This is a genomic window from Streptomyces gossypii (assembly GCF_025165795.1).
GTDB classification, from domain to species: Bacteria; Actinomycetota; Actinomycetes; order Streptomycetales; family Streptomycetaceae; genus Streptomyces; species Streptomyces gossypii.
Genome location: NZ_JAJAGO010000001.1, coordinates 613,532 through 636,293 on the forward strand (window position 1 = coordinate 613,532; position 22,762 = coordinate 636,293).

Annotated in this window: 22 protein-coding genes; 11 read left to right on the plus strand and 11 right to left on the minus strand. The window is 72.3% G+C overall.

All coding sequences use genetic code 11. The features are described 5' to 3' along the window. Positions 1-90: 90 nt before the first annotated feature. Together LHJ74_RS02835 and LHJ74_RS02840 are read left to right on the plus strand one after the other, a co-directional pair. Positions 91-1,476: a class II 3-deoxy-7-phosphoheptulonate synthase gene (locus tag LHJ74_RS02835; RefSeq protein WP_260215803.1), complete on the plus strand. Its 1,386-nt coding sequence runs from the start codon at positions 91-93 to the stop codon at positions 1,474-1,476. Between the two features lie 2 nt (positions 1,477-1,478). After that, positions 1,479-3,002, plus strand: a complete 1,524-nt coding sequence (locus tag LHJ74_RS02840; RefSeq protein ID WP_260215804.1) for an MFS transporter — start codon at positions 1,479-1,481, stop codon at positions 3,000-3,002. Between the two features lie 41 nt (positions 3,003-3,043). Here LHJ74_RS02840 and LHJ74_RS02845 read toward each other — a convergent pair whose 3' ends face one another. The 4 genes from LHJ74_RS02845 to LHJ74_RS02860 are packed head-to-tail and all read right to left on the minus strand — an operon-like array spanning position 3,044 to position 7,893. After that, on the minus strand, positions 3,044-3,916 hold the full coding sequence (locus tag LHJ74_RS02845) for a DeoR/GlpR family DNA-binding transcription regulator (RefSeq protein WP_260215805.1): 873 nt from the start codon (positions 3,914-3,916) through the stop codon (positions 3,044-3,046). A 19-nt stretch (positions 3,917-3,935) separates the two neighbouring features. Continuing rightward, complete coding sequence (pdxA, locus tag LHJ74_RS02850) at positions 3,936-4,976, minus strand: 4-hydroxythreonine-4-phosphate dehydrogenase PdxA (RefSeq protein ID WP_260215806.1); 1,041 nt, start codon at positions 4,974-4,976, stop codon at positions 3,936-3,938. Continuing rightward, positions 4,973-6,346 (minus strand): four-carbon acid sugar kinase family protein, encoded by a 1,374-nt coding sequence (locus tag LHJ74_RS02855; RefSeq protein ID WP_260215808.1) that lies wholly within the window; start codon positions 6,344-6,346, stop codon positions 4,973-4,975. The genes pdxA and LHJ74_RS02855 overlap by 4 nt, the downstream gene beginning before the upstream one ends. Further along, complete coding sequence (locus LHJ74_RS02860; protein WP_260215810.1) at positions 6,343-7,893, minus strand: GntP family permease; 1,551 nt, start codon at positions 7,891-7,893, stop codon at positions 6,343-6,345. Before LHJ74_RS02860 ends, LHJ74_RS02855 begins: the two co-directional genes overlap by 4 nt. A 316-nt stretch (positions 7,894-8,209) precedes the next feature. Between LHJ74_RS02860 and LHJ74_RS02865 the strand changes: the two genes are divergently transcribed. Then, complete coding sequence (locus tag LHJ74_RS02865) at positions 8,210-9,313, plus strand: NAD(P)-dependent alcohol dehydrogenase (protein WP_260215811.1); 1,104 nt, start codon at positions 8,210-8,212, stop codon at positions 9,311-9,313. Between the two features lie 32 nt (positions 9,314-9,345). Here the strand turns inward: LHJ74_RS02865 and LHJ74_RS02870 are convergent, their stop codons facing one another. After that, positions 9,346-11,010: an FAD-binding dehydrogenase gene (locus LHJ74_RS02870; RefSeq protein ID WP_260215812.1), complete on the minus strand. Its 1,665-nt coding sequence runs from the start codon at positions 11,008-11,010 to the stop codon at positions 9,346-9,348. Between the two features lie 100 nt (positions 11,011-11,110). Here LHJ74_RS02870 and LHJ74_RS02875 point away from each other — a divergent pair, with 100 nt between their 5' ends. The 5 genes from LHJ74_RS02875 to LHJ74_RS02895 all read left to right on the plus strand — a co-directional run bounded on the left by LHJ74_RS02875 (position 11,111) and on the right by LHJ74_RS02895 (position 14,777). Continuing rightward, a complete protein-coding gene (locus tag LHJ74_RS02875) occupies positions 11,111-11,653 on the plus strand; it encodes an NUDIX domain-containing protein (protein ID WP_260215813.1) in 543 nt (180 codons plus the stop codon). A 45-nt stretch (positions 11,654-11,698) separates the two neighbouring features. Further along, complete coding sequence (locus LHJ74_RS02880) at positions 11,699-12,097, plus strand: YidH family protein (protein ID WP_260215814.1); 399 nt, start codon at positions 11,699-11,701, stop codon at positions 12,095-12,097. Beyond that, positions 12,094-12,435, plus strand: coding sequence for a DUF202 domain-containing protein (locus LHJ74_RS02885; RefSeq protein WP_260215815.1), 342 nt, complete (start codon positions 12,094-12,096; stop codon positions 12,433-12,435). Before LHJ74_RS02880 ends, LHJ74_RS02885 begins: the two co-directional genes overlap by 4 nt. An 84-nt stretch (positions 12,436-12,519) precedes the next feature. Further along, positions 12,520-13,557, plus strand: a complete 1,038-nt coding sequence (locus LHJ74_RS02890; RefSeq protein ID WP_260215817.1) for a phosphotransferase family protein — start codon at positions 12,520-12,522, stop codon at positions 13,555-13,557. A gap of 5 nt (positions 13,558-13,562) precedes the next feature. After that, positions 13,563-14,777 (plus strand): acyl-CoA dehydrogenase family protein, encoded by a 1,215-nt coding sequence (locus LHJ74_RS02895; RefSeq protein WP_260215818.1) that lies wholly within the window; start codon positions 13,563-13,565, stop codon positions 14,775-14,777. Between the two features lie 79 nt (positions 14,778-14,856). Here LHJ74_RS02895 and LHJ74_RS02900 read toward each other — a convergent pair whose 3' ends face one another. Genes LHJ74_RS02900 through LHJ74_RS02910 form a run of 3 tightly spaced genes read right to left on the minus strand, consistent with a single transcriptional unit; the run spans position 14,857 to position 17,292 of the window. Then, entirely contained in the window at positions 14,857-15,873 is a 1,017-nt protein-coding gene (locus tag LHJ74_RS02900) for an NADPH:quinone oxidoreductase family protein (protein WP_260215819.1), read from the minus strand. 55 nt (positions 15,874-15,928) lie between these two features. Beyond that, positions 15,929-16,513: a TetR/AcrR family transcriptional regulator gene (locus LHJ74_RS02905; RefSeq protein ID WP_260215820.1), complete on the minus strand. Its 585-nt coding sequence runs from the start codon at positions 16,511-16,513 to the stop codon at positions 15,929-15,931. Then, positions 16,510-17,292 carry an SDR family oxidoreductase gene (locus LHJ74_RS02910; RefSeq protein ID WP_375546651.1) on the minus strand — a complete coding sequence of 261 codons (783 nt, stop codon included), beginning with the start codon at positions 17,290-17,292 and terminating at the stop codon, positions 16,510-16,512. Before LHJ74_RS02910 ends, LHJ74_RS02905 begins: the two co-directional genes overlap by 4 nt. A 236-nt stretch (positions 17,293-17,528) precedes the next feature. Between LHJ74_RS02910 and LHJ74_RS02915 the strand changes: the two genes are divergently transcribed. Together LHJ74_RS02915 and LHJ74_RS02920 are read left to right on the plus strand one after the other, a co-directional pair. Then, positions 17,529-17,996: a hypothetical protein gene (locus tag LHJ74_RS02915; protein WP_375546643.1), complete on the plus strand. Its 468-nt coding sequence runs from the start codon at positions 17,529-17,531 to the stop codon at positions 17,994-17,996. 255 nt (positions 17,997-18,251) lie between these two features. After that, positions 18,252-18,713 (plus strand): MaoC family dehydratase, encoded by a 462-nt coding sequence (locus LHJ74_RS02920; RefSeq protein ID WP_260215825.1) that lies wholly within the window; start codon positions 18,252-18,254, stop codon positions 18,711-18,713. Here the strand turns inward: LHJ74_RS02920 and LHJ74_RS02925 are convergent. Further along, on the minus strand, positions 18,694-19,314 hold the full coding sequence (locus LHJ74_RS02925; protein WP_260215827.1) for a TetR/AcrR family transcriptional regulator: 621 nt from the start codon (positions 19,312-19,314) through the stop codon (positions 18,694-18,696). The genes LHJ74_RS02920 and LHJ74_RS02925 overlap by 20 nt on opposite strands. A gap of 157 nt (positions 19,315-19,471) precedes the next feature. Between LHJ74_RS02925 and LHJ74_RS02930 the strand changes: the two genes are divergently transcribed. Further along, complete coding sequence (locus tag LHJ74_RS02930; RefSeq protein ID WP_260215828.1) at positions 19,472-20,110, plus strand: TetR/AcrR family transcriptional regulator; 639 nt, start codon at positions 19,472-19,474, stop codon at positions 20,108-20,110. A gap of 34 nt (positions 20,111-20,144) precedes the next feature. On the opposite strand, the gene LHJ74_RS02935 is transcribed toward LHJ74_RS02930, so the two are convergent. Beyond that, on the minus strand, positions 20,145-21,230 hold the full coding sequence (locus LHJ74_RS02935; protein ID WP_260215829.1) for a zinc-binding dehydrogenase: 1,086 nt from the start codon (positions 21,228-21,230) through the stop codon (positions 20,145-20,147). 60 nt (positions 21,231-21,290) lie between these two features. Next, the gene (locus LHJ74_RS02940; protein ID WP_260215830.1) at positions 21,291-22,709 is read right to left on the minus strand and encodes an aldehyde dehydrogenase family protein; all 1,419 of its coding nucleotides are present in this window, start codon (positions 22,707-22,709) and stop codon (positions 21,291-21,293) included. Between the last annotated feature and the right edge of the window lie 53 nt (positions 22,710-22,762).

Sequence of the window (22,762 nt, forward strand, 5' to 3'; positions counted from 1 at the left end):
GCCCGCACCGCAGCCCGCACCGCAGCCCGCACCGCAGCTCAAGCCCGCCCGGCAGCCCATCCGGTCACATTCCACCCGAAGGAGACGCGCATGTCCTCCACCGGCCCCAGCTCCCAGACCACCGACTTCCCGACAACCCTCCCGCCCGATCCCAAGGCCGACACCTGGCGCGCGGTCCCGGCCGCCCAGCAGCCTGAGTGGCCTGATCCCGGCGCGCTACGCGCGGTGACCGACGAACTGACCACCCTCCCGCCGCTGGTGGCGGCCTCGGAGTGCGACACGCTGCGGGACCGCCTCGCGGCCGTCGCCCGCGGTGAGGCGTTCCTGCTCCAGGGCGGCGACTGCGCCGAGACCTTCGACTCCGTCACCGCCGACCAGATCGGCCACAAGCTCAAGACGCTCTGGCAGATGGCCGCGATCCTCACGTACGGGTCCGAGCTGCCTGTGGTCAAGGTAGGCCGCATCGCCGGCCAGTACGCCAAGCCGCGTTCGAGCTCCGAGGAGACCCTCGGCGGGGTCACGCTGCCCTCCTACCGCGGGGACGCCGTCAACGGCCTGGAGTTCACACCGCAGGCGCGCAGGCCCGACCCGGGACGGCTGCGCCAGGTCTACGACCACTCCGCGGCGACGCTGAACTTCGTGCGCGCCGCCACCAGCGGCGGCATCGCCGACCTGGCGCAGGTGCACACCTGGAACCGGGAGTTCCTCGGGCTCTCCCCGGCCGGGCAGCGCTACGAGCATCTGGCCGGCGACATCGACGGCATGCTTCGTTTCATGCGGGCCTCGGGCGCCGACCCCGACCGGCTGAGCCCCACCGAGTTCTTCACCAGCCACGAGGCTCTGATCCTCGACTACGAGAGTGCGCTGACGCGCGTAGACAGCCGTACCGGCGCACTCTACGACGTGGCCGGGCACATGGTGTGGATCGGCGAGCGGACCCGGCAGGTGGACGGGGCGCACGTCGAATTCGCCCGCCACATCAGCAACCCCGTGGCCGTCAAGCTCGGCCCGGCCACCACCAGCGACGACGCCCTCGCACTGATCGAGCGGCTCGATCCGGAGCGGCGTCCGGGCCGGCTGACGTTCATCAGCAGGATGGGAGCCGACCAGATACGGGAAAAGCTGCCCCGGCTGGTGGAGAAGGTGCAGGCGAGCGGGGCGCAGGTCGTGTGGGTGTGCGACCCGATGCACGGCAACACCTACACAGCACCCGACGGTCACAAGACGCGGCGGTTCGACGCCATCATGGACGAGATCACCGGCTTCTTCGAGGTCCACCGCGCGCTGGGCAGCCACCCCGGCGGCATCCATCTCGAACTCACCGGCACCTCGGTCACCGAGTGTGTCGGCGGCACGGTGGAGGAGGTCACCGAGGACGAGCTGGGGTTCCGATACGAGAGCGCCTGCGATCCGCGTCTCAACCACAGCCAGTCGCTCGATCTGGCGTTCCTGACGGCGGAGATCTTCAGGCGCTGATGATGACGACGGCTCACACGGCTCACTCCCCCGGCGCGGGCGGCAACGAGCGCGACGGCCCGCCGCCGGACCGGCCCACCGTCCGGCGGCAGCGCACCGTGCTCATGCTGATGTGCGCCTGCGTGCTCGTGCTGCAGTCGCTGGTCGCGGCCATCAACCTCGCCATCGCCGAGATCTCGGCCGGCGACCTGCGGCCCAGCTCCCCCGAGCTGCTGTGGATCGTCGACGCCTATGTCATCGTCTTCGCCTGCCTGCTGATCCCGGCGGGCATGCTCGGCGACCGCTTCGGACGCAAGGGCATGCTGCTCACCGGCATCGGCGTCTTCGGCGCCGGTGCGCTGATGAGCGCGCTCGCCACCGGTGTGCCCGTGCTCATCGCGGGCCGCGGGATCTCCGGGGCGGGCGCGGCGCTGGCGATGCCGGCCTCCATGTCGGTGCTGGTGCAGGTGATGCCCGCCGAGCGGCGGGCCTCCGCGATCGCCAGCTGGAGCGCTTCCGTGGCGATCGGCGGCGTGGTCGGCAACGCGGGAGGCGCACTGATCCTCCAGGCGTTCCCGTGGCAGGGGCTGTTCTGGGCGTACGTCCCGGCGAGCGTGCTGCTGCTGGCGGTGACGGCAATGGTCGCGCCACGCCTGCCGCATGGCACGGGCGCGCTCGACGTACCGGGGGCGGTGCTGCTGACCTGCGGACTGGTGCCGCTGCTGTTCGGCATCATCGAGGGCCCGGAACTGGGCTGGTCCTCGGGGGTCGTGCTCGGCGCCTTCGGCGTCTCGGCCCTGGTGCTCACGCTCTTCACGCTCTACGAGCTGCGCGCCCGGGTCGTCCTGCTCGACCCGAGGCTCTTCCGGCTCCCGGCGGTGCGCGCGGGCACCATCGGGGTCGGCGCCGTCTTCTTCGCGATGTTCACGCTCTTCTTCGTCAACGCCCAGTTCCTGCAGTACGTCAAGGACTACTCGCCGCTGCGCACCGGCTTCGCCATCGTGCCGATGGCGGTGGGGATGGTGATCGTCACGCAGATCAGTGTGCGTTGGGCGCGGCGCTACGGCGAGCGGCGGGTGGTCGGCACCGGACTGATGCTGCTCGTCGCCGGGCTGCTGCTGATGTCGACGGCCACCCGCGACACGCCGTACACCCTCTACACCACCTGGCTCATGGTGATGGCGGTCGGCGCGGGCCTGGCCATGCCCTCGCTCTCGTCCGGCATCCTCGGCGCGCTGCCCCCGCAGCACGCGGGGATGGGCTCGGGGCTCAACGGTGCCGCGCGGGAGCTGGGCGCGGCGCTGGGCATCGCGGGTATCGGCACCGTGCTGAACATCCGCTTCACCGACCAGCTTCCGGAGGCGCTGGCAGGGGACGCGCACTCCACCTCCGCCGCGCTGGCTGCCGCGGCCGAGGAGGGGGAGGCGCTGCATCTTGCCGCGGTGGAGAGCTTCACCCGGGCCGTGGCAACCGGTTACCAGACCGCCGCGGCGGTGCTGTTGCTGCTCTGCGTGCCGGTGCTCTTCGGCCGTCGCGAGGGGCGGTGAGCGGAGGATGCGCCAAGATGGGCCGGTGGGGCGGCGAGAGGTCAGGCGCGACGGCTCTCCGCCCGCAGCAGGGTCACCCCCTGCTCCGCGCACCGCCCCTCCAGCTCCAAGGGCGCCTCGGCATCGGTGACCAGAGTCCAGCCGCCGGACAGCCGCGCCCAAGCCGGTGCGTCGCCCACTTTCAGTTTCGTCGCGTCGGCGAGTACGGCGACGCGATCCGACCGGGCGGCGACGCGTTCCTTGACCGCCGTCTCCTCCAGCGTCGGCTCCCCGACACCCCGGCACGGGTCCACCGCGTCCGCGCCCAGGAAGGCCAGGGCGAACGACATGCGGTCCAGCGCGAGGTCGGTGAGCGGGCCGACCATGCCGTGGCTGAGCCTGCGCACGCTGCCGCCCAGCATCACCACGTCGAGCCCGGGTGACTCGGCTAGCGCCGCCGCGGTCTCCAGGCCGCGCGTCACCACCAGCGTCCGCGTGGTGGCGGGCGTGGAGTGCGCCAGCCTGCGCGCGAGTGCCGCGCAGGTGGTGCCCGCGTCGACGAACACGGCGCCGGAACTGGGCAGCAGGGACTGCGCGGCGGCCGCGATGTCGTCCTTGGCCTGGCGCCGTACCAGCGCGCTCTCGGCGACCGGCCGCTCCTGGAACGCCTCCGGGACTACGGCGCCGCCGTAGGTACGCGCCACCTTGTTGTCCTTGGTGAGCCGTGCCAGGTCGCGCCGCACCGTGGAGGGCGAGACGGCAAGGGCGTCGGCGAGATCCGGTACGTCCGTGACCCCCTTTCGCAGTAAGGCGAGCAGCGCCTCGTGCCGCAGCCGGGTGCCCTGCCGCGCGGCGGGCTCCACCGCGGGCCCGGCTGCGGGCTCCGCTGCGCGCCCATCGGCCGCTCGTAGCCCTGGTCCGTCCGATCGGCCCACCGGATCATCCTCCGTCTGGTCAGGAACCGTATGTCTCACGGATCTTCGGAGCGTACGGGCTGTAGTCGACGCCCGCGAGATACGCCGAGAGCATGGTGCCGTGATGGGCGCGGCCGGTGCCCGCGATGTCGAAGGCCGTGCCGTGGTCCACCGAGGTACGCAGGATCGGGAGTCCTACCGTCACCGAGATGGTGCCGTCGAAGTCGTAGGTCTTCGCCGGGATATGGCCCTGGTCGTGGTAATGCGAGAGCACCCCGTCGTACCGGCCGGTGAGCCCCTGGTGGAAGACGGAGTCGGCGGGCACCGGCCCGGTGACGTCCAGCCCGTCCGCGCGCGCCTGTTCGCACGCGGGGGTGATGTGCACGATCTCCTCGTCACCGAAGGCGCCGTTCTCGCCGCCGTGCGGGTTGACGGCTGCGACGGCGAGCCGGGGTGCCTCGGTGCCGAAGACGCGCAGCGCCGTGAGCGCCTCGCGGATGGAGCGGCCCACGCTCTCCTGGGTGATCTGGTCCAGAGCCCTGCGCAGCGAGACATGGCGGGTGGTGAAGAAGATGCGCAGATGGTGCCCCGCCGCCGCCGTGTTGCGTACGACGAACATGGTGTCCTGGCGGGTGACCCCGGTGAGTTCGCCGAGCATCTCGGTGTGGCCGAGATGCTGTGAACCGGCCTTCCAGATGGCCTCCTTGTTGATCGGGCCCGTCACGATGCCGGACACCTGGCCGTCCATCGCGGCGCGGGTGGCGACCTCGATGGCGGCCACGGCGGCCCGGCCTGCGCGGGCGTCGACGGTGCCCCACTCGGGCACGTCGGTGCCCAGCACACCGGTGTCGAGGATGTCGATCACGCCTTCGCCCGCGGGTTCCGCGTCGAAGCCGCTCACTTCGCGCACCTCGGCGTCGACGCCCGCGGCCCGTACGCCACGGCGCAGCGCCTCGGCGTCGCCGACCGCGACGCCGTGGTGTGTGCCCTGACCGGCTACCTCCGCGAGGGTGCGGGCGGTGATCTCCGGGCCGATTCCCACGGGGTCGCCGAGGGTGAGGGCGAGAACGGGACGGGTCATGAGGGTTTCCTCCTGGCAGGGGTGTGGGTGTGAGCGGATCGGACCTGACGGCGGGCCGCCGAGGCAGCCCGCCGCAGTTGCTCAACGCAGACGACCGTCGTGGCGGCGTCTCCGACGAGCCCTCCCTTGGTGACCACCGGCAGACCGGCCCAGGGGCCGCCGACGAAGGCCCCGGCGACCGCGAGCGGGACGATCTCGTCCGTCACGTCCAGCCCGTCGGCTTCCAGTTCGGCGAAGAGGGCGGCCGAGACGTCCCCTCCGGTGGCGTACAGGCCGTCGACCGGCCATCGTTCCATGGCGCGGCGCACCGCCTGGGCCAGGGCCGCCGTCAGCCGCTCGCTCTGCAGTGCGCTGTGCGGGGTGACGTCGGCGCCGTCGAGGACGGTGGCCAGCAGGACGATCTCCGCGGGCCCCGCCTGCGCGAGCGCCGCGGCAAGGGCCTCGGCCGTCGCCGCGACGTCCGGTACGGCGCCGTCTCCCGCGGTCGCGGGGCGTACGACGGTGACCGGGTGTTCGGCACGGAGTCTCTCCAACTGGCTGCGGGTGAGCCGGGTCGTGGAGCCGGAGACGGCGAGCACCGGGGCGCCCTCGGAGCGGTCGGTGAGACCCAGTGCGCGGGCCAGCGCCACCGAGGCGGGGCCCGGGTCGACACCGATCCAGACAACATCGTCGCCGTCCGCGTCCCGGCCCGCGTCGACCGCCGCCGCGGCGGCCCGGTCCAGATGCTCCTCGGTGAGAGCGTCCGCGATGATCATCTCGGCGCCGTCCCGCAGGTGGCTTCTGATCAGTTCGCGCAGTTCGGCCGGGTCGCCGGTGACGGCGGACAGCGGCAGGTGGGCGACCCGCAGATCCGCCTGCGCCCGGACCAGCGCTGCGATGTCCGAGGTGCGCACGGGTGCGCGCGGGTCGCGGGCGAGCTCGGTCTCCTCCAGCCGGGTGCCCGCCAGCAGTTGGGTGCCCTGCACGGTGTGCCGCCCCGCCGCCGGGTGCGCCGGTGCGCACAGCGCGACGCTGCGGCGGCCCGACTCCTTCCGTACGGCCTCCAGGGCTGCGGCGGCCGAGGCGCCGACGTTCCCTCGAAGGGTGGAGTCGACGCGGTCGCAGACGAGTGCGGCGGGCCAGCCCGCGTGGACGACGGCGCGGATCTGCGCGGCGGCTTGTTCCGGAGAGCAGTGGCGGCTGTCGGTGCTGACGACGACCACGTCGAAGCGCTCGGCGAACTCGGCCACCAGGTCCGTGGACCGGTCGGCGCCGACGGTGACCGCGCGCAGCCCTGCGCGGGCGAATCCGGCGGCGGCGGCGTTCGCACCGGTCAGGTCATCGGCGATGACGAGGACAGGGGCGCGTGAGCCGCTCTGCGTTCCACTCATACGAACACACTCGCTATCAGCAGCAGCGGCAGCGAGCCGAGCCATACCGCGCTGGTGATGCCGGACCATCCGCGCAGCGCCGCCGTGCCCTCCAGCCCGGTGAAGCGGGTCACGACCCAGAAATACGAGTCGTTGAAGTAGCTGAGCACCATCGAGCCGGCACAGCAGCCGAGGGCGGCCAGCAGCGGCGATATTCCCAGGCCGCTCACCAGCGGTGCCGTCACCGAGGCGGCGGTGATCATCGCGACGGTGCCGGAGCCCTGGGCGACACGGACCAGGGAGGCGATCAGGAAGGGAACCAGCACGCCCGGCAGGCTCCAGGAGGAGATGGCCTCCGCCAGCTCGTCGCCGACGCCGGAGTCGCGCAGCACCTGCCCGAGCGCGCCACCGGCACCGGTGATCAGGATGACCAGTCCGGCCGAGGCCGCCGCCTCGGAGAGCCAGCCACCGACCTGGCTGCGCGTCGTCCAGCGGGGCAGCAGCACGTAGACGGCGAGGATGACGCCGATGATGAGGGCCACCACCGGGCTGCCGATGAAGGCGAGTATTTCGGCGGTCCGGGACGGGTCGTAGTCCTTTCCGTCCAGCGCGTCCTGGGAGTTCTGGTCGATGGCAGTGGTGACCGTGTTGGCGACGATCAGCAGGAGCGGTACGAGCAGCGGAAGTATGGCGAGGCGGACCGGCACCCGGTGCGGCTTCGCGCCCTCCGGCGGTGTGCCCAGGGCGGCGGCCGGGTCGGGCTCGCCGAGGGAGTCCGGTTCGCTGCCGTCCAGGTCGGCGCCGTCCGCGCCGGAGCCGGGTGAACCGGCAGGACCAGCTGAACCAGGGCCCGAGCCGGGCCCCTTGGTCAGGACGGTGCTTCCGGCCTGCTTTGCCTCTGCGGAGAGTGCCGCACCGCCGTAGACCGCCTCACGGACCTCCGGGGTCAGCTCGCTCTCCAGCCGCGGGCCGACCCAGCGGGCGTACAGCACCACGACCGGCATCAGGCACACGCTGAAGGCGAGGCCCCACAGGACCAGGGCGCCCAGATCCGCGCCGAGGATGCCGGCGACGCCGAGCGGGCCCGGGGTCGGCGGCACCAGGTGGTGGGTCAGGGTCATGCCGCAGCCGAGGGCGAGGGCGAGCGTGACGTATCCGGCCTTCTTGCGGCGCGCGATGGAGCGGGCCAGCGGGTTCATGATGACGTACCCGGAGTCGCAGAAGACCGGGATGGAGACCATGGCCCCGGTGCCCGCCATCGCCCATGGCTCGCGGCCCTTGCCCAGTGCTCGCACGACTGCACGGGCGAGGGCGTCGGCCGCTCCGGACACCTCGAGGATCTTGCCGACGGCCACGCCGAGGCCGATGACGATGCCGATGGAGCCGAGTGTGCTGCCGAACCCGGTGGTGATCGAGTCGAGCACCTCCGGTGCCGGGGTGCCTGCCACGAAGCCCGTGACGAGCGCGGCGATGAGCAGTGCGACGAACGCGTCGAGGCGCGTTCGGAGCACCACCACGATCATCGTGGCAATGCCCAGCACAAGGGCCGCCAAGAGTTGGAGATCCACGCTGATCCTCCCTGTCGTGGGACACACGCACCGCCTTGGAAGGTCGGGCGGACGCCATCCTGCACCCGAAGAGATGCGCAAAACAAGCATCCAGCAGGATGAACTTGCGCGAACTGAGCAACTAGCCCGCGTGCAGTCGCACCCCGCGCGGAATCTCGTATTCCATTTGTGCAGCTCAGGGCGCCGCGAGACGCCCGGGGAATTGCGGGAGAAGCCCGGACAGGGACGGCGGCATGCCGGAGACTGTGGGCGCCGGTACGCCGCCGAGCCCGCCCCGTAGCCGCCCCGAGCCCGCCCTGCCTCCAGGAGGACCCCCATGAAGGTGACCGCCGCTGTCTCGACCGCGCCGCAGGCCCCGTTCGAGATGCGCGAGCTGGAGCTCTCCGCGCTCGCACCGGACGAGCTGCGCGTCCGGCTCGTCGCCACCGGCGTCTGCCACACCGACGCCCTCGTCCGCGACCAGGCGTATCCCACCCCGCTCCCGGCGGTGCTGGGCCACGAGGGGGCGGGGGTGGTCGAGGAGACCGGTCGGGACGTCCGCTCGGTGCGGCCCGGCGACCAGGTGGTGCTCTCCTTCGACTCCTGCGGGCAGTGCGACCACTGCCGTTCGGGCGCACCGGGCTACTGCCGCTCCCTCCTCGCACTGAACTTCTCCGGTCGCCGCCCCGACGGGAGCAGCACCCTGCATGACGGCCGCGAGCCCCTCTCCTCCCGCTTCTTCGGCCAGTCCTCCTTCGCGACCCACGCGAACGTCGCGGAACGCAGCGTCGTCAAGGTCGACCCCGGGCTGCCGCTCGAGCTGCTGGGCCCGCTCGGCTGCGGCGTACTGACCGGGGCCGGGGCCGTCTTCCACACCTTCCGCCCGCCCGCCGGTTCCTCGATCGCGGTCTTCGGCACCGGAGCGGTGGGCGCGTCCGCGCTGCTGGCGGCGCAGGTCGCGGGCTGCGCCACGCTGATCGCGGTGGATGTGCTCGGCTCGCGGCTGGAGTTCGCCCGCGCGCTGGGTGCCACGCACACCGTCGACCCGAACGCCGGGGATCCCGTGGAGCAGATCCGGGAGATCACCGGCGGCCGGGGCGTGGCGTACGCGCTGGAGACGACCGGGCTGCCCGCGGTGCTGCGTCAGGCTGCCGACTCCCTCGACATCCGGGGCACGGTCGGCCTCGTCGGAGCCGCCGCGCCGGGGACGGAGACCAGCTTCGAGACGGGTCTCTCGCTGACGAAGGGCTGGACGCTGCGCATGATCATCGAGGGGGACGCGGTCCCGCAGGTCTTCGTCCCCCGGCTCATCGAGCTGTGGAGCCGGGGCCGGTTCCCCTTCGACCGGCTCATCACGCCGTACCCGTTCGCGAAGATCGACGACGCGTTCCGGGACTCCGCGAACGGGGACGCGGTGAAACCGGTGCTGACCTTCGGCTGACGCGCTGTCACCAGGGCCTCTCGTCCGAGCGGTCAGCCGACCGCCTTCGCCGCCGCGCGGCCCGCCGTCCGTCCGGAGAAGAGGCAGCCGCCCAGGAAAGTCCCCTCCAACGAGCGATAGCCGTGCATCCCGCCACCGCCGAACCCGGCCGCCTCGCCCGCCGCGTACACCCCCGGCAGCGGCTCGCCTCCTTGTGCGAGTACCCGGCCTGAGAGGTCGGTCTCCAGACCGCCCAGTGTCTTACGCGTGAGGATGCTGAGCCGCACCGCGATCAGCGGACCCGCCTTCGGGTCCAGCAGGCGGTGCGGCGTCGCGACCCGGATCAGCTTGTCGCCAAGGTAGTTGCGGGCTCCCCGCATCGCGGTGACCTGGAGGTCCTTGGTGAAGCGGTTGTCGATCTCGCGGTCGCGGGCGGTGATCTCGCGCCGCAGCTCCGCTTCCTCGATCAGCGGGTCGCCGGTGAGTTCGTTCATCCGGCGAACCAGCGCGGACAGGTCGCGTTCGATCACGAAGTCGGCGCCGTGGTCCATGAACGCCCGCACCGGACCGGGCGCCCCGGAGCGGGCACGGCCCAGCACCTGGCGTACGGACCGGCCGGTCAGGTCGGGGTTCTGTTCGGAGCCGGAGAGGGTGAACTCCTTCTCGATGATCTTCTGGCTCAGGACGAACCAGGTGTGTTCGTGGCCGGTCCGCATGATGTGTTCGAGCGTGCCCAGGGTGTCGAAGCCGGGGAAGAGCGGGACGGGGAGCCGCTTGCCCGTCGCGTCGAGCCAGAGGGAGGAGGGGCCGGGGAGGATGCGGATTCCGTGCTGGGCCCAGATCGGGTTCCAGTTGGCGATGCCCTCGGTGTAGTGCCACATGCGGTCGCGGTTGATCATGCTGGCCCCGGCCGCCTCCGTGACGCCGAGCAGTTCGCCGTCGACGTGCGCGGGGACTCCGGAGAGCAGGTGCCTTGGCGGGGTGCCCAGCCGCTCCGGCCAGTTGGCCCGCACCAGGTCGTGATTGCCGCCGATGCCGCCGGAAGTGACGATCACAGCCTGGGCCCGCAGCGTGAAGTCCCCGGTGGCCTCCCGGCCACTGGCCGTGCCGCGCTCCGCCCCGCTCGGGGCCAGGATCTCGCCGCTGACGGTGTCGACGGCACCCGCGCTGCGGCTGAGGCCGGTCACCCGGTGCCGGAAGCGCAGGTCGACAAGTCCGCGTGCGACGCCCGCCCGCACCCGCGCCTCGAAGGGTTCGACCAGTCCGGGTCCGGTCCCCCAGGTGATGTGGAAGCGCGGCACCGAGTTGCCGTGCCCCGTCGCCTCGTAGCCGCCGCGCTCGGCCCAGCCCACCACCGGGAAGAGCCGCAGCCCTTGCTGCCGGAGCCAGGAGCGCTTCTCGCCCGCCGCGAAGTCGACGTACGCCTCGGCCCAGCGGCGCGGCCAGTGATCCTCGGGGCGGTCGAACCCGGCCGTGCCGAGCCAGTCCTGCCAGGCCAGTGCGCGGCTGTCGCGGATACGCAGCCTGCGCTGCTCCGGGGAGTCGACGAGGAAGAGGCCGCCGAAGGACCAGTGCGCCTGGCCGCCGAGTGACTGCTCGGGCTCCTGGTCGAGGAGGATCACCTTGCGTCCGGCGTCGACGAGTTCGGCGGTGGCAGCGAGCCCGGCGAGCCCGGCGCCGATCACGATCACCTCTGCGTCGTACGCGTCGTGCGCCATGCTGCCCACCTGCTCTTCCGTTCACGGCCGCCGTTGGTGACTGGAGAGTAACCCCCGCCCTGCGGCGGTGACACCCCTGTACCGGCTGTTGAATGGCGGCATGACGGATCAGGAGATCAGCGGCAGGTCGGCGGATGAAGTGCTGGACATCGTCGACGAACACGACCGGGTGGTCGGGCAGGCGCCGCGCGGAGAGGCGACGGCGCGCAGGCTGCGCCACCGGTCGGTCTCCGTACGGGTGCGGGACCCAGAGGGGCGGATCTTCGTACACCAGCGCACCCCGGTGAAGCTCATCTTCCCCTCGATGTACGACGTCGTGGTGGGCGGCGTCGTCGGCGCGGGCGAGAGCTACGACGAGGCGGCCCTGCGGGAGGCGGAGGAGGAGCTGGGTGTGAGCGGTCTGCCGACGCCGCAGTGGCGCTGCCACTTCCTCTACGAAACGCCGGAGCACAGCTGGTTTCTGAACGTGTACGAGGTGGTCTGCCCGCTGCCCGTGGCGCCTCAGCCCGAGGAGGTGCAGTGGCACGCCTTCCTCACGGACGAGGAGCTGGCAAGGCGGCTGCCCGGCTGGGACGTGGTACCGGACGGGCTGGAGTGCCACCGCCGGCTGGACGCCTGGCACCGGGAGCACGACGCCGGGTGACCGGCGGACCGGCGCCCGCAGAGGCGGGGCCGCTACCCTCGGGCCATGATCAACCGGCTGACGGCCACGCTGCGGCTGTGGTTCGCCCCGCAGCGGCTGCGGGAAGAGGGCCGTACGCCCGACTACCGCTTCTCCCTCGCGAACGAGCGCACCTTCCTGGCGTGGATCCGTACCGCGCTCGCGCTGGTCGCGGGCGGGATGGCGGTGGACCAGTTCCTCACCGGCATGCGGTGGGGTGTGCGTACGGCGATCGCGGTGGCGCTGCTGGCGGGCGGCGCGGTGTGCGCCGTACGGGCGGTCCATCACTGGATGAGGTGCGAGCGGGCGATGCGCCGGGGCGAGGATCTGCCCGTCTCGCGCTTCCCGGCGCTGCTGGGCGTGGCGACGGCGATGGCGGCGTTGCTGGTGGTGGCGGCCGTACTGCTGGGGCAGGCGGGAGCGTGACGGCGGGCGGGCTCGTGACGCCGCCGGGCCCCGGCAGCGGCGGGCCCGACCGGGGTGCGCAGCGGGAGCGCACGCGGCTCGCCTGGCGGCGTACCACGCTCACCTTCACGGTGGCGGCCGGGCTGGCGGTGCGCAGCGCATTCGAGGGATCGGTGGCCATCGGGGCCGTCGCCGCCGGGGCGGTGGTGCTTGTCTGGATTGCCTTCCTGGTGGTGGCGCACCGGCGGGTCCGTGAACTGACCGAACTGCCGGTGGTCGGGGCGGCCGGTGGACGGCTGCGGTCGGCGGCACTGTGGACGCTGGCACTGACGGCGCTCGGCGTTGTACTGCTGCGGTGACGTACGGCCTCTGGACTCCATACCGACCAGTCGGCATGATCGGTGCGGACCGGCTGTCCACCCCCGGAAGAGGAGCCGCACGCGATGAGCATGGACAATCCGCCCGGACTCGACCTGGCACGGCTCGCGGCATACCTCGGCCGGGAGCGCCCGGACCTGGCGGCCGGGCCGTTGCGGGCCGAGGTGATCGAGGGCGGGCGGTCGAACCTGACCTACCGGGTGTACGAGAGCGGCGGAAGCGGCAACGGCGCGCGCTGGGTGCTGCGGCGTCCGCCGCTGGGGCATGTGCTGGCGACCGCGCACGACATGGCGCGCGAGTACCGGGTTATCAGCGCCCTGCACGGGACCGCCGTACCGGTGCCCGGCACCGTACTGCTGTGCGAGGACGACTCGGTGCTCGGGGCGCCGTTCTATCTGATGGAGGAGGCCCCGGGCACCGCCTACCGCAAGGCCCGCGAGCTGGCGGTGCTGGGACCGGAGCGCACCCGCGCACTGGTGCTCTCCCTCCCGGACACCCTTGTCGACCTGCACGCCGTGGACCCGGAGGCCGTCGGGCTCGCCGGGTTCGGCCGCCCCGAGGGCTTTCTGGAGCGGCAGCTGCGGCGCTGGGGCAAGCAACTGGACGCCTCCCGCGGCCGTGAACTGCCCGGGATCGACGAGCTGCACGCGGCGCTCGGCGCCGACCTGCCCTCCTCGCCCGCCCCGACCGTCGTGCACGGCGACTTCCGGCTGGACAACGTGCTGGTGGGTCAGGACGACGGGATCACCGCGGTACTCGACTGGGAGATGTCCACGCTCGGCGATCCGCTCACCGACCTGGGCCTGCTGACGATGTACAGCGAGCAGCGGGAGATGCCGGGCTCCCCGGTGGCCACGACGCGCGACGCGCCGGGTCATCCTGAGCCGGGTGAACTGATCGAGCGTTACGCGGCCGGGTCGGGCCGCGACGTGTCGCGGATCGGCTGGTACACCGCGTTCGCCTACTTCAAGCTGGCGGTGATCTGCGAGGGCATCCACCACCGCTTCACGCTCGGCCGGACGGTCGGCCCCGGCTTCGACCGGATCGGCGCACTCGTCCCCGTCTTCACCGACAGCGGACTCACCACCCTGCGGAAGGGCTGAGCAGCATGGACTTCGCATTCGACGCACGCACACAGGAGCTGCGCGAGCGGCTGCTCGCCTTCATGGCGGAGCACGTCCGCCCCGCCGAGGCCCTCGTGGCCGAGCAGCGCGCGGCGCAGGACGACCCCTGGCGTACGCCGCCCGCGGTCGCGGAACTGCAGGCGCGGGCGCGCAAGGAGGGGCTGTGGAACCTCTTCCTCCCCGACCGCGCCTACGGGGCCGGGCTGAGCAACGTGCAGTACGCGCCGCTGGCCGAGATCACCGGCCACAGCCCGCAGCTGGCGCCGACGGCGCTGAACTGCGCGGCGCCGGACACCGGGAACATGGAGCTGCTGGCGGAGTTCGGCAGCCCCGAGCAGCGCGAGCGGTGGCTGGAGCCGCTGCTGCGAGGTGAGATCCGGTCCGCGTTCGCGATGACCGAGCCGGAGGTCGCCTCCTCCGACGCCACCAACATCGAGACCCGTATCCAGCGCGAAGGCGACGCGTACGTCATCACCGGCCGGAAGTGGTACATCTCCGGGGCGATGAACCCGGACTGCCGCGTCTTCATCGTGATGGGCAAGACGGACCCGGAGGCCGGAGACGTCCGCCGCCAGCAGTCGATGGTCCTTGTCCCGCGCGGCACGCCCGGCCTCGAAGTGCGCCGGGCGATGCACGTCTACGGCTACGAGGACCACTACCACGGCGGCCACGCCGAGATCGTCCTCGACGAGGTGCGGGTACCGGTCGAGAATCTGATCGGTGAGGAGGGCGGCGGGTTCGCCATCGCCCAGGCTCGGCTGGGGCCCGGCCGCATCCACCACTGCATGCGGCTGATCGGGATGGCGGAGCGGGCGGTCGAGCTGATGTGCCGACGGGCGGCCGGCCGTGCGGCCTTCGGGAAGCCGCTGGCGGCTCAGGGCGTCGTACAGGAGTGGATCGCGGACGCGCGGGTGCAGATCGAGCAGCTGCGGCTGCTGGTGCTCAAGACCGCCTGGCTGATGGACACGGTCGGCAACCGCGGGGCGCACACCGAGATCCAGGCCATCAAGATCGCGACGCCGCGTGCGGTGGTGGGCATCCTGGACCGGGCGGTGCAGCTGCACGGGGCGGGCGGGGTCAGCCAGGACTTCCCGCTGGCGGAGCTGTGGGCGGCGGCGCGCACGCTCCAGCTCGCGGACGGGCCGGACGAGGTGCACCAGCGGTCGCTGGCGCGGCGGGAGTTGAAGAAGTACGCCTGAGGCGGGACTTCCGGGCGCGGCTGCGGGAAGCAGAGCCGCGCCCGGCAGCGCGCCGGACCCGGATCAGGCTGAGCCGGTGTCAGGGCTGGACGACCACCCGGCCGGTGGTCACACCGTCGAACACTCGTTGCACCGCTTCCGCCGCGCTCGCCAGCGGCACCCGCTCGCTGATCAGCGGGCTGATCGCACCCTGCGCGGCCAGTTTGGCCAGCTCCTCGTGGCAGGCGTCCACCGCGGCCGGTTCCCGGCGGTTGTAGAGACCCCAGTGCAGGCCGAGGATCGTGTAGTTCTTCACCAGCGCGTGGTTGAGTCCGGGGGTGGGGACGGCGCCGCTGGCGAAGCCGACCACCACGATCCGGCCCTCGAAGGCCACGCACTTCACCGACTTGGCGTACGCGTCGCCGCCGACCGGGTCGTAGACGACGTCAGCGCCCCGCCCCTCGGTGGCCTCCTTCACCACGGCCACCAGATCGTCCGTACGCCGGTCGACGACCAGGTCGCAGCCCAGCTCCCGGGCGGTCTCCGCCTTGGCCGCGCCACCGACGACCCCGATGACGCGGGCGCCCGCCGCCTTGCCCAGCTGGACGGCCGCGCTGCCCACTCCCCCGGCGGCGGCGTGCACCAGGAGCGTCTCGCCCGGCTGCAACCGGGCCCGCCGGTGCAGTCCGAACCAGCCGGTCTGGTAGCCGATATGGAGCGCGGCGGCCTGCGCGTCGTCCAGCGAGGCCGGGGCGGGGCGGGCCGTATCGGCGTCGACGAGCGCGCGTTCGGCGAACCCGCCCGCGGGCAGCACCGGCTGGGCGATCACCCGGGTGCCCACCGCCGCAACCGGCCGCGCCTGCGTGCCGGAGCCGGACTCGGCGCCGGAGCCGGGGCCTGCGGCCAGCACCTCTCCGCACACCTCCACCCCCGGGGTGAAGGGCAGCGGCGGCCGGGTCTGGTATTCGCCCCGGCAGAGCAGCGCATCGGGGAAGTTGATGTTCGCCGCGAGAACCCGGACCAGCAGTTCGCCGGGACCCGGCTCCGGCTCGGGAGTCTCCTCCAGCCGCATCACGTCACGTGGTTCACCGTTCGTATGGACGCGCCATGCCTTCATCGCGGGCCTCCGCCCTGTGGATTTCCGGTGTGTCGTGGCCTGGTGGCCTGGTGGCCTAGGGCCGCAGTGCGCGCAGCAGCAGCCCGGCCAGGTGGTCGGCGACCTGCTGCGGTGTCAGCGGACCGTCCGGGCGGTACCAGCTGCTGAGGTGGTGGACGGATCCGAAGTGGTAGTCCACCACCAGGTCGGCGGGTGTCTCGGTGCTGAACGCCCCACTGCTCTGCCCCTCTTCGATCAGCGCGCGGAACCGCTCGTGGTAGCGGCGCCGCTCCGTGCGCACCTGCTTGTGCTTCTCCGGGCTGAGCTGGTGCATTGTCCGGAAGAAGATCACGGCGTCGTCGAGGTTGTCGATGGTGGTCACGACCACGTCGGCCGCCGCGTCCCGCAGTCGGCGCTCGACGGGGGCGTCCGCGCCGGCGAAGGCGTCGAGCCGCTGCTGCTGAAGGCGCAGCAGCCGGCCGTAGATCTCGTGGAGCAGATCGTCCTTCGACCCGAAGTAGTGGTACAGCGCGCCCTTGGTGACCCCTGCCGCCTCCACTATCTCCTGCACGGAGGTGCGCTCGTACCCGCGCTCCGCGAAGAGCCGGGTGGCGGCGGCCAGCAGCCGTCGCGGTACCGGCTGGTCCGTCGACCCGGTCAATGTGCTGCCTCCTGCCGGAGCCGCTGACCTGCCGCGTGCTCCACCTTCTGCTGGATCTGGTTCATGCCGGACAGCCAGCGGTCGGGGTCGGCGGCACGTGCCGCGTAGTAGCGCGCGGTCTCCGGGTGCGGCAGCACGAGGAAACGGCTCCCGGCGATGGCGTCGAGCAGCGCGTCGGCGACCTCTTCCGGCTCGATGGCCGTGGGTGCGAGCACGAGTTCGCCGGTGGTCCCGGTGCCGCGCAGCATGTCGGTGTTGACGCCCTGCGGACAGATGGCGTGGACGTCGATTCCCCGGTGGCGGTAGGTGAGAGAGAGCCACTCGGCGAAGGACAGCGCGGCGTGCTTGGTGACGCTGTACGGCGCCGAACCGACCATCGTCAGCAGTCCGGCGGCGGACACGGTGGCGATGAAGCGCCCGCTGCCGCGCTCCAGCCATTCGGGCAGCAGTTCGTGTGCCGCCCGTACGTGAGCCTTGACGTTGACGTCCCAGGCGGCGTCCCACACTTCCTCGGGCGCCTCCGGACCTCCTTCGGGCGCGACTCCCGCGTTGGCGCAGAAGATGTCGATGCCGCCGCCCAGTGCCGCGCGCGCCGAGCCCACGACGCCGGAGGCGTCGCCCGGGACGGCGGTGCCGCCGATCTCGGCGGCGACGGCCTCGGCCCGTTCCGCGTCCAGGTCGTTGACGACGACCCGGGCTCCCTCGGCGGCGAACCGGCGGGCCAGCGCGGCTCCGATGCCCGCCCCCGCCCCCGTGACGACAACCCGTGCTCCGCTCAGGATCTCCACGTACGCCCGCCCTTCACTGTCGGCCCCGCGGCAGACTAACCGGTCGGTATGTCATGGGGAAAGAGTCTTCGTGGCTTCGACCGGGAACGGGTGACCCACATGTTCCGTTATTCAGGTTGGGGCAACTCGCCCTCTGCAAGAAGCGGACTCCCCGAGAGGGATCCGATCCCGTCGCGGGTGCGTCACACCTTCGACGAATCGGCTCCTCTCTGTCGGAGGTGGGAAGATTGGCCGGTTTCAGAGCGCTCGCCGAGCAGGTTCGCGATGGGAGCAGGACGCCCTCGCAGCGGCGCCAGGCGTTGCGCAAGTGTCTGGAGCGCTTCGCTCCGTACGGACATCGCGCTACCTGGCACCACCTGTGCACCAGCGCGGGCTTCTCCCCGGAGGAGCGCGAGCCGGATCCGGCACTGCTGGTTGCTGCCCTGGAGGAGCTGGAAGAGGCCCGCTCTGTGTGGCTGGCCTACGAATCGGAGGTCGCCGCCCGGCGCAGACGGGAGAAGCACGACGGCATCAGACAGCCGACCGCACTCGACGGCTGGCACCGTCTGGTCTGGGGCGGAAGATCCCTGTTGCCGTGTGACGATCCGACCGCCCCGCCGGACACCCGGCTCGCGGTGGTCCTGCGCCGCCTGATCGCCGCCATGGAGAACGCCGCGCGGCCCGACTACCGCAGCATGGCCCCCACACCTGGCTGACCCTGGCAGACCTCCTTCGCCGACCTGACCCCTCGGCCGAGCTCTCCGAGCCACTCCGCCGACCTGACCCCTCGGCCGAACCCCTCCACGCCCCCGCTTCACACCGTCGCGCCACCGGCCGTTGACAGGCCGTGCGCACCCCCGCATGCTGAGCGAGCGCTTAGGGCGTGTGCATCCCACACCCCCGCAGCGCGTCGGCCACGCGCGCGTGGCCGGCAACGAATGCCGGTTGTGCGTGCGTGGGAGGTAGTACGGATGGCGGAGCCCCGGGTTTTCACCTCGGCTGACGAATTGCGGGCAGCGGTCGGCGAGGAGCTGGGCACCAGCGACTGGCTGGAGATCGACCAGCGGCGCATCGATCTGTTCGCCGAGGCGACGGGTGACCACCAGTGGATCCATGTGGACCCCGAGCGCGCGCGCAGTGGTCCCTTCGGCTCGACCATCGCGCACGGTTATCTGACGCTCTCCCTGCTCCCCGCCCTCGTGCCGCAGATATTCCACGTCGAGGGTTTGCGGATGGGCGTGAACTACGGGGTGAACAAGGTGCGCTTTCCCGCACCCGTGCCCGTCGGCTCCCGGCTGCGGGCGCACGCACGCCTCGCCGACGTCCACGAGGCCGGAGAGGGAGTGCAGGTGACGGCGCAGGTGACGGTGGAACGCGAGGGCGGCGAGAAGCCGGTGTGCGTCGCGGAGACGGTCAGCCGCTACTTCTGGTAGGTCCGGCGCCGACCATGCGCAGCGCGAGGCCCGCGTAGAGCGTGCCGATCTCCTCCGGGGTGCGCGGCCCGCCGGTGCGGAACCAGCGGGCGACGTCGACACACAGCGAGAGCACCGCCAGGGCGGTGCCGCGCAGGTCCTCGACGGTGAACTCGCCGTCCGCGACGCCGTCGGCCAGCACCCCGCGCAGGATCTCCTCGGTCCGCCGCCGCATCCCGACGATCTCGGCGTAGTGCTCCGTGCCGAGTGCCGTCAGCTCGTACTGCACCACCCGTGCGGTGGTGTGGTGCTCGGCGTGCCAGCGGACGAAGGCACGTACGGCGGTGCTGAGCCGTTCGGCCGCGCTGCCGCCGCCCTCGGCTGCGGCGCTGAGAATCCGCACCGCCCGCTCGTGCCCGACGCGGCTGATCTGGTAGAGCAGCTCTTCCTTCGTCCGGTAGTGGATATAGAGCGCGGCCGGGCTCATGCCGGCGCGGCCCGCGATGTCCCGGGTGGTGGTGGCGTGGAAGCCGCGCTCGGCGAACGCCTCGACGGCGCCCAGCAACAGCCGCCGCGCGGCGTCCGGGGTGACCCCGCCGAACTCCTCCGCTGCCTCGCCCACCGTCTCCGCCCTCTCGCTCGCCGCGCGGCACCGGCAGTGCCTCCCTCACGGGGCGATTACCATACAACGCCCACTGAGCAGACGCTTAGGCTCTGCCACCGAACACCCGGTCATCGAACACTCATACGGCCGAACAGGCGCGCTCTACGATGTGCGCATGGCCCGACCCCGCAAGCCCCTGCTCAGCCGCGAGCGGATCGTCGGCTGCGCGCTCTCCCTCGTGGACGCGGAGGGTCTGGAGGCGGTGTCCACCCGGCGGCTCGCCGCCGAACTCGGGGTGAGCGGCCCCTCCCTCTACAACCACTTCCGCACCAAGCACGAGATTCTGGACGCCGTCGCCGACACCGTGTGCGCACAGGTCGACGTGGAGATGTTCGAGGACGGCACCGAGTGGCACGAGGCGCTCCTGAGCTGGGCGCGTTCGTACCGCGCGGCGCTCACCGAGCACCCGAACATCGTGCCGTTCCTTGCCCAGGGCCCGGGCCGCCGCCCGAGCCAGCTGCGGATGGCGGACGCGGTGTTCGGCGGCATGACCGGCGCGGGCTGGTCACGCGCCGAGGCCACCCGTATCGGCGCGCTCATGCGCTACTTCGTGGCCGGGTCGGCGCTCGGCTCGTTCGCCAGGGGCTTCGTGGACGACGCGGCGGTGTACGCCGCCGACTATCCGCATCTGGACCAGGCTCATCTGCTCGCCGAGCATCAGCAGCGGGTGGACGAGGGCGCGTTCGAGACGGGACTGCGCGCCCTGATCGACGGCCTGTCCCTCCGCCGCCGAAGTGACCGCCGCCCGGACTGACCGCCGCCCGGACGGACATCCCGCGCCAACGAGCCTACTCGAAGACCACCAGCGCGCGCCCTCCCCGCCCCTCCGCCATCGCCGCGAACGCCGCCGGGATGCCGTCCAGCCCGATCCGGTCGGTGACCAGCGCGCCCAGATCCAGCCGCCCCCGCCGCACATGCTCGGCGAGCACCGGCAGATCGCGGGCCGGATCGCAGTTGCCGTAGACGCAGCCGGAGAGGGTGCGGGCGAAGTGGAAGACCTCCAGCGCCGAGAAGGAGATCTGGTCGTCCTTGCCGCCGATGCCGACCACCGTCGTACGGCCGCCGCGCCGGGTGGAGCTCCAGGCGGTACGGATCGCCGTGCCGCGTCCGGCGCACTCGATGGCGACGTCCGCCCCGTGCCCGCCGGTCAGAGCGCGGATCTCCTTGGCCGTGGTGCCGGAGGCGAGAACGTAGTCGGTGGCGCCGGCCGCACGCGCCAACTCCTCCTTGCCCGTGGTGACGTCCACCGCGATGATGCGTCCCGCCCCCGCGATGCGAGCGGACTGCAGGGTCGCCAGGCCCACCCCGCCGACTCCGAAGACGGCCACCGACTCCCCCGCCCGGACACGGGCGCTGTGGTGCACCGCGCCGTAGCCGGTGAGGGCGGCGCAGCCGAGCAGCGCGGCGTCGGCCAGCGGCACCCCGTCGGGCACCGGCAGCACCGCATGTGCGGGGACGACGGTCTCCTCCGCGAACGCGGCGACGCTCAGCCCGGGGTAGAGATCCGTGCCGTCGGCCGTACGGGCATGGGGCGTCGTCGTCGCGGCGTTCGCGTGCTGGCACAGCCAGGGCTCGGAGAGCCGGGCGCAGAAGTGGCAGCTTCCGCAGGAGGGCGCCCAGTTGAGCACCACCCGGTCGCCCGGCGCGGTCGAGGTGACCCCGTCGCCCACCGCGACGACCGTGCCCGCGCCCTCGTGGCCGAGCACGGCGGGGACGGGCTGCCGGAGAGTCCCGTTGGAGAGCGAGAGATCGGAGTGGCAGACCCCGGCGGCGGCGAGGCGGACGCGTACCCGGCCGGGGCCCGGCTCAGGCAGTTCGATGGCGGCCAGCTCCAGGGGAGCTCCGACGGCGGGCAGTACGGCGGCGCGGATCATGCGTGGCTCCTCGGAAGCTGTTGTCCTACCTCGGCCTGATTCCAACCCGGGTAGGGCAACTCAGAACTGCAGCGACTTGGTCTGGAGGTACTCGGCCAGGCCGTGTGCGCCCAGCTCTCTGCCGACGCCGGAGCGCTTGTAACCGCCGAAGGGGGCGCGGGGGTTGAAGCGGCCTCCGTTGATGTCGACCTGCCCGGTATCGAGTCGGCGGGCGAAGGCGACAGCCTCCTCCTCGTCCCGCGACCAGACGGCGCCCGCGAGGCCGTAGACGGTGCCGTTGGCGATGCGGAGGGCGTCCTCGGTGTCCTGGTACTTCAGGATCGTCAGGACCGGGCCGAAGATCTCCTCCTGGGCGAGGATCATCTCCGGGGTGACGTCGGCGAAGACGGTCGGCTGTACGTACCAGCCGCGCTCACACCCCTCGGGCGCGCCGGCACCGCCCGCGACGAGCCGCGCGCCCTCCCGCACTCCCTGGGCGATGTAGCCGGTCACCCGCTCGCGTTGAGCGGCGCTGACGACCGGGCCCATCCGTACGGAGTCGTCCAGCGGATCGCCGGGGCGGTACTTGGCGGCGGCCTCCGCCGCCAGGGCCACAGCCTCTTCGTAGCGTTCGGCGTCGACCAGCATCCGGGTCCAGGCGCTGCATGTCTGACCGGAGTTGGACATGACGTTGGCGACACCGACCTTGACGGCCCTGACCAGGTCGGCGCCGGGCAGGATGACGTTCGCGGACTTGCCGCCCAGCTCGAGTGCCACCCGCTTCACCGCGCCGCCCGCGAGGGCGCCGACCCGGCGGCCGACCGCGGTGGAGCCGGTGAAGGAGACAAGATCCACCTCCTCGTGCTCGGCCAGCGCCTGTCCGGCCACCGGGCCGAGTCCGGTGACGAGGTTGAACACGCCTGCGGGCAGGCCCGCCTCATGGACGGCCTCCGCGAAGAGCTGGGCGATGAGCGGGGTGTCCTCGGCGGGTTTGAGTACGACCGTGCACCCGGCGGCGAGAGCGGGTGCGACCTTGGCCACGATCTGGTGCAGCGGGTAGTTCCAGGGGGTGATGGCGCCGACCACTCCGACGGGCTCGTGCAGGACGCGCGAGTTCCCCGTCGTCTCCTCGAAGGCGTACTCAGCGGCGAGTTCGGCATAGCCGGCGGCCACCGCGAGAGGCACGCCGGCGTGCACGGCATGGGAGAAGGCGAGCGGGGAGCCCAGTTCGGCGGTGACGGTGCGGGCGATCTCGTCGCGCCGGGCGGCCAGCACGTCCCGCAGTGCGGCGATGCGGGCGGCGCGTGCCGCCGGTGGCGCGGCGGCCCAGCCGGGGAGCGCGGCGCGGGCGGCCCGTACGGCGGCGTCCACGTCCTGGGCGCCGCCGGACGGGACGGCGCCGAGCACCGTCTCGTCGGCCGGGTTGACGACCTCGATCATGCCGGTGCACGCGGCGGGCCGCCACGCGCCGTCGATGTACATACCGTCGTGTGGCTGCATGCGCCCAAACTAACGGCGCTAGTTTGAGCTGTCAGCAGCCTGTCGCGTGCGCT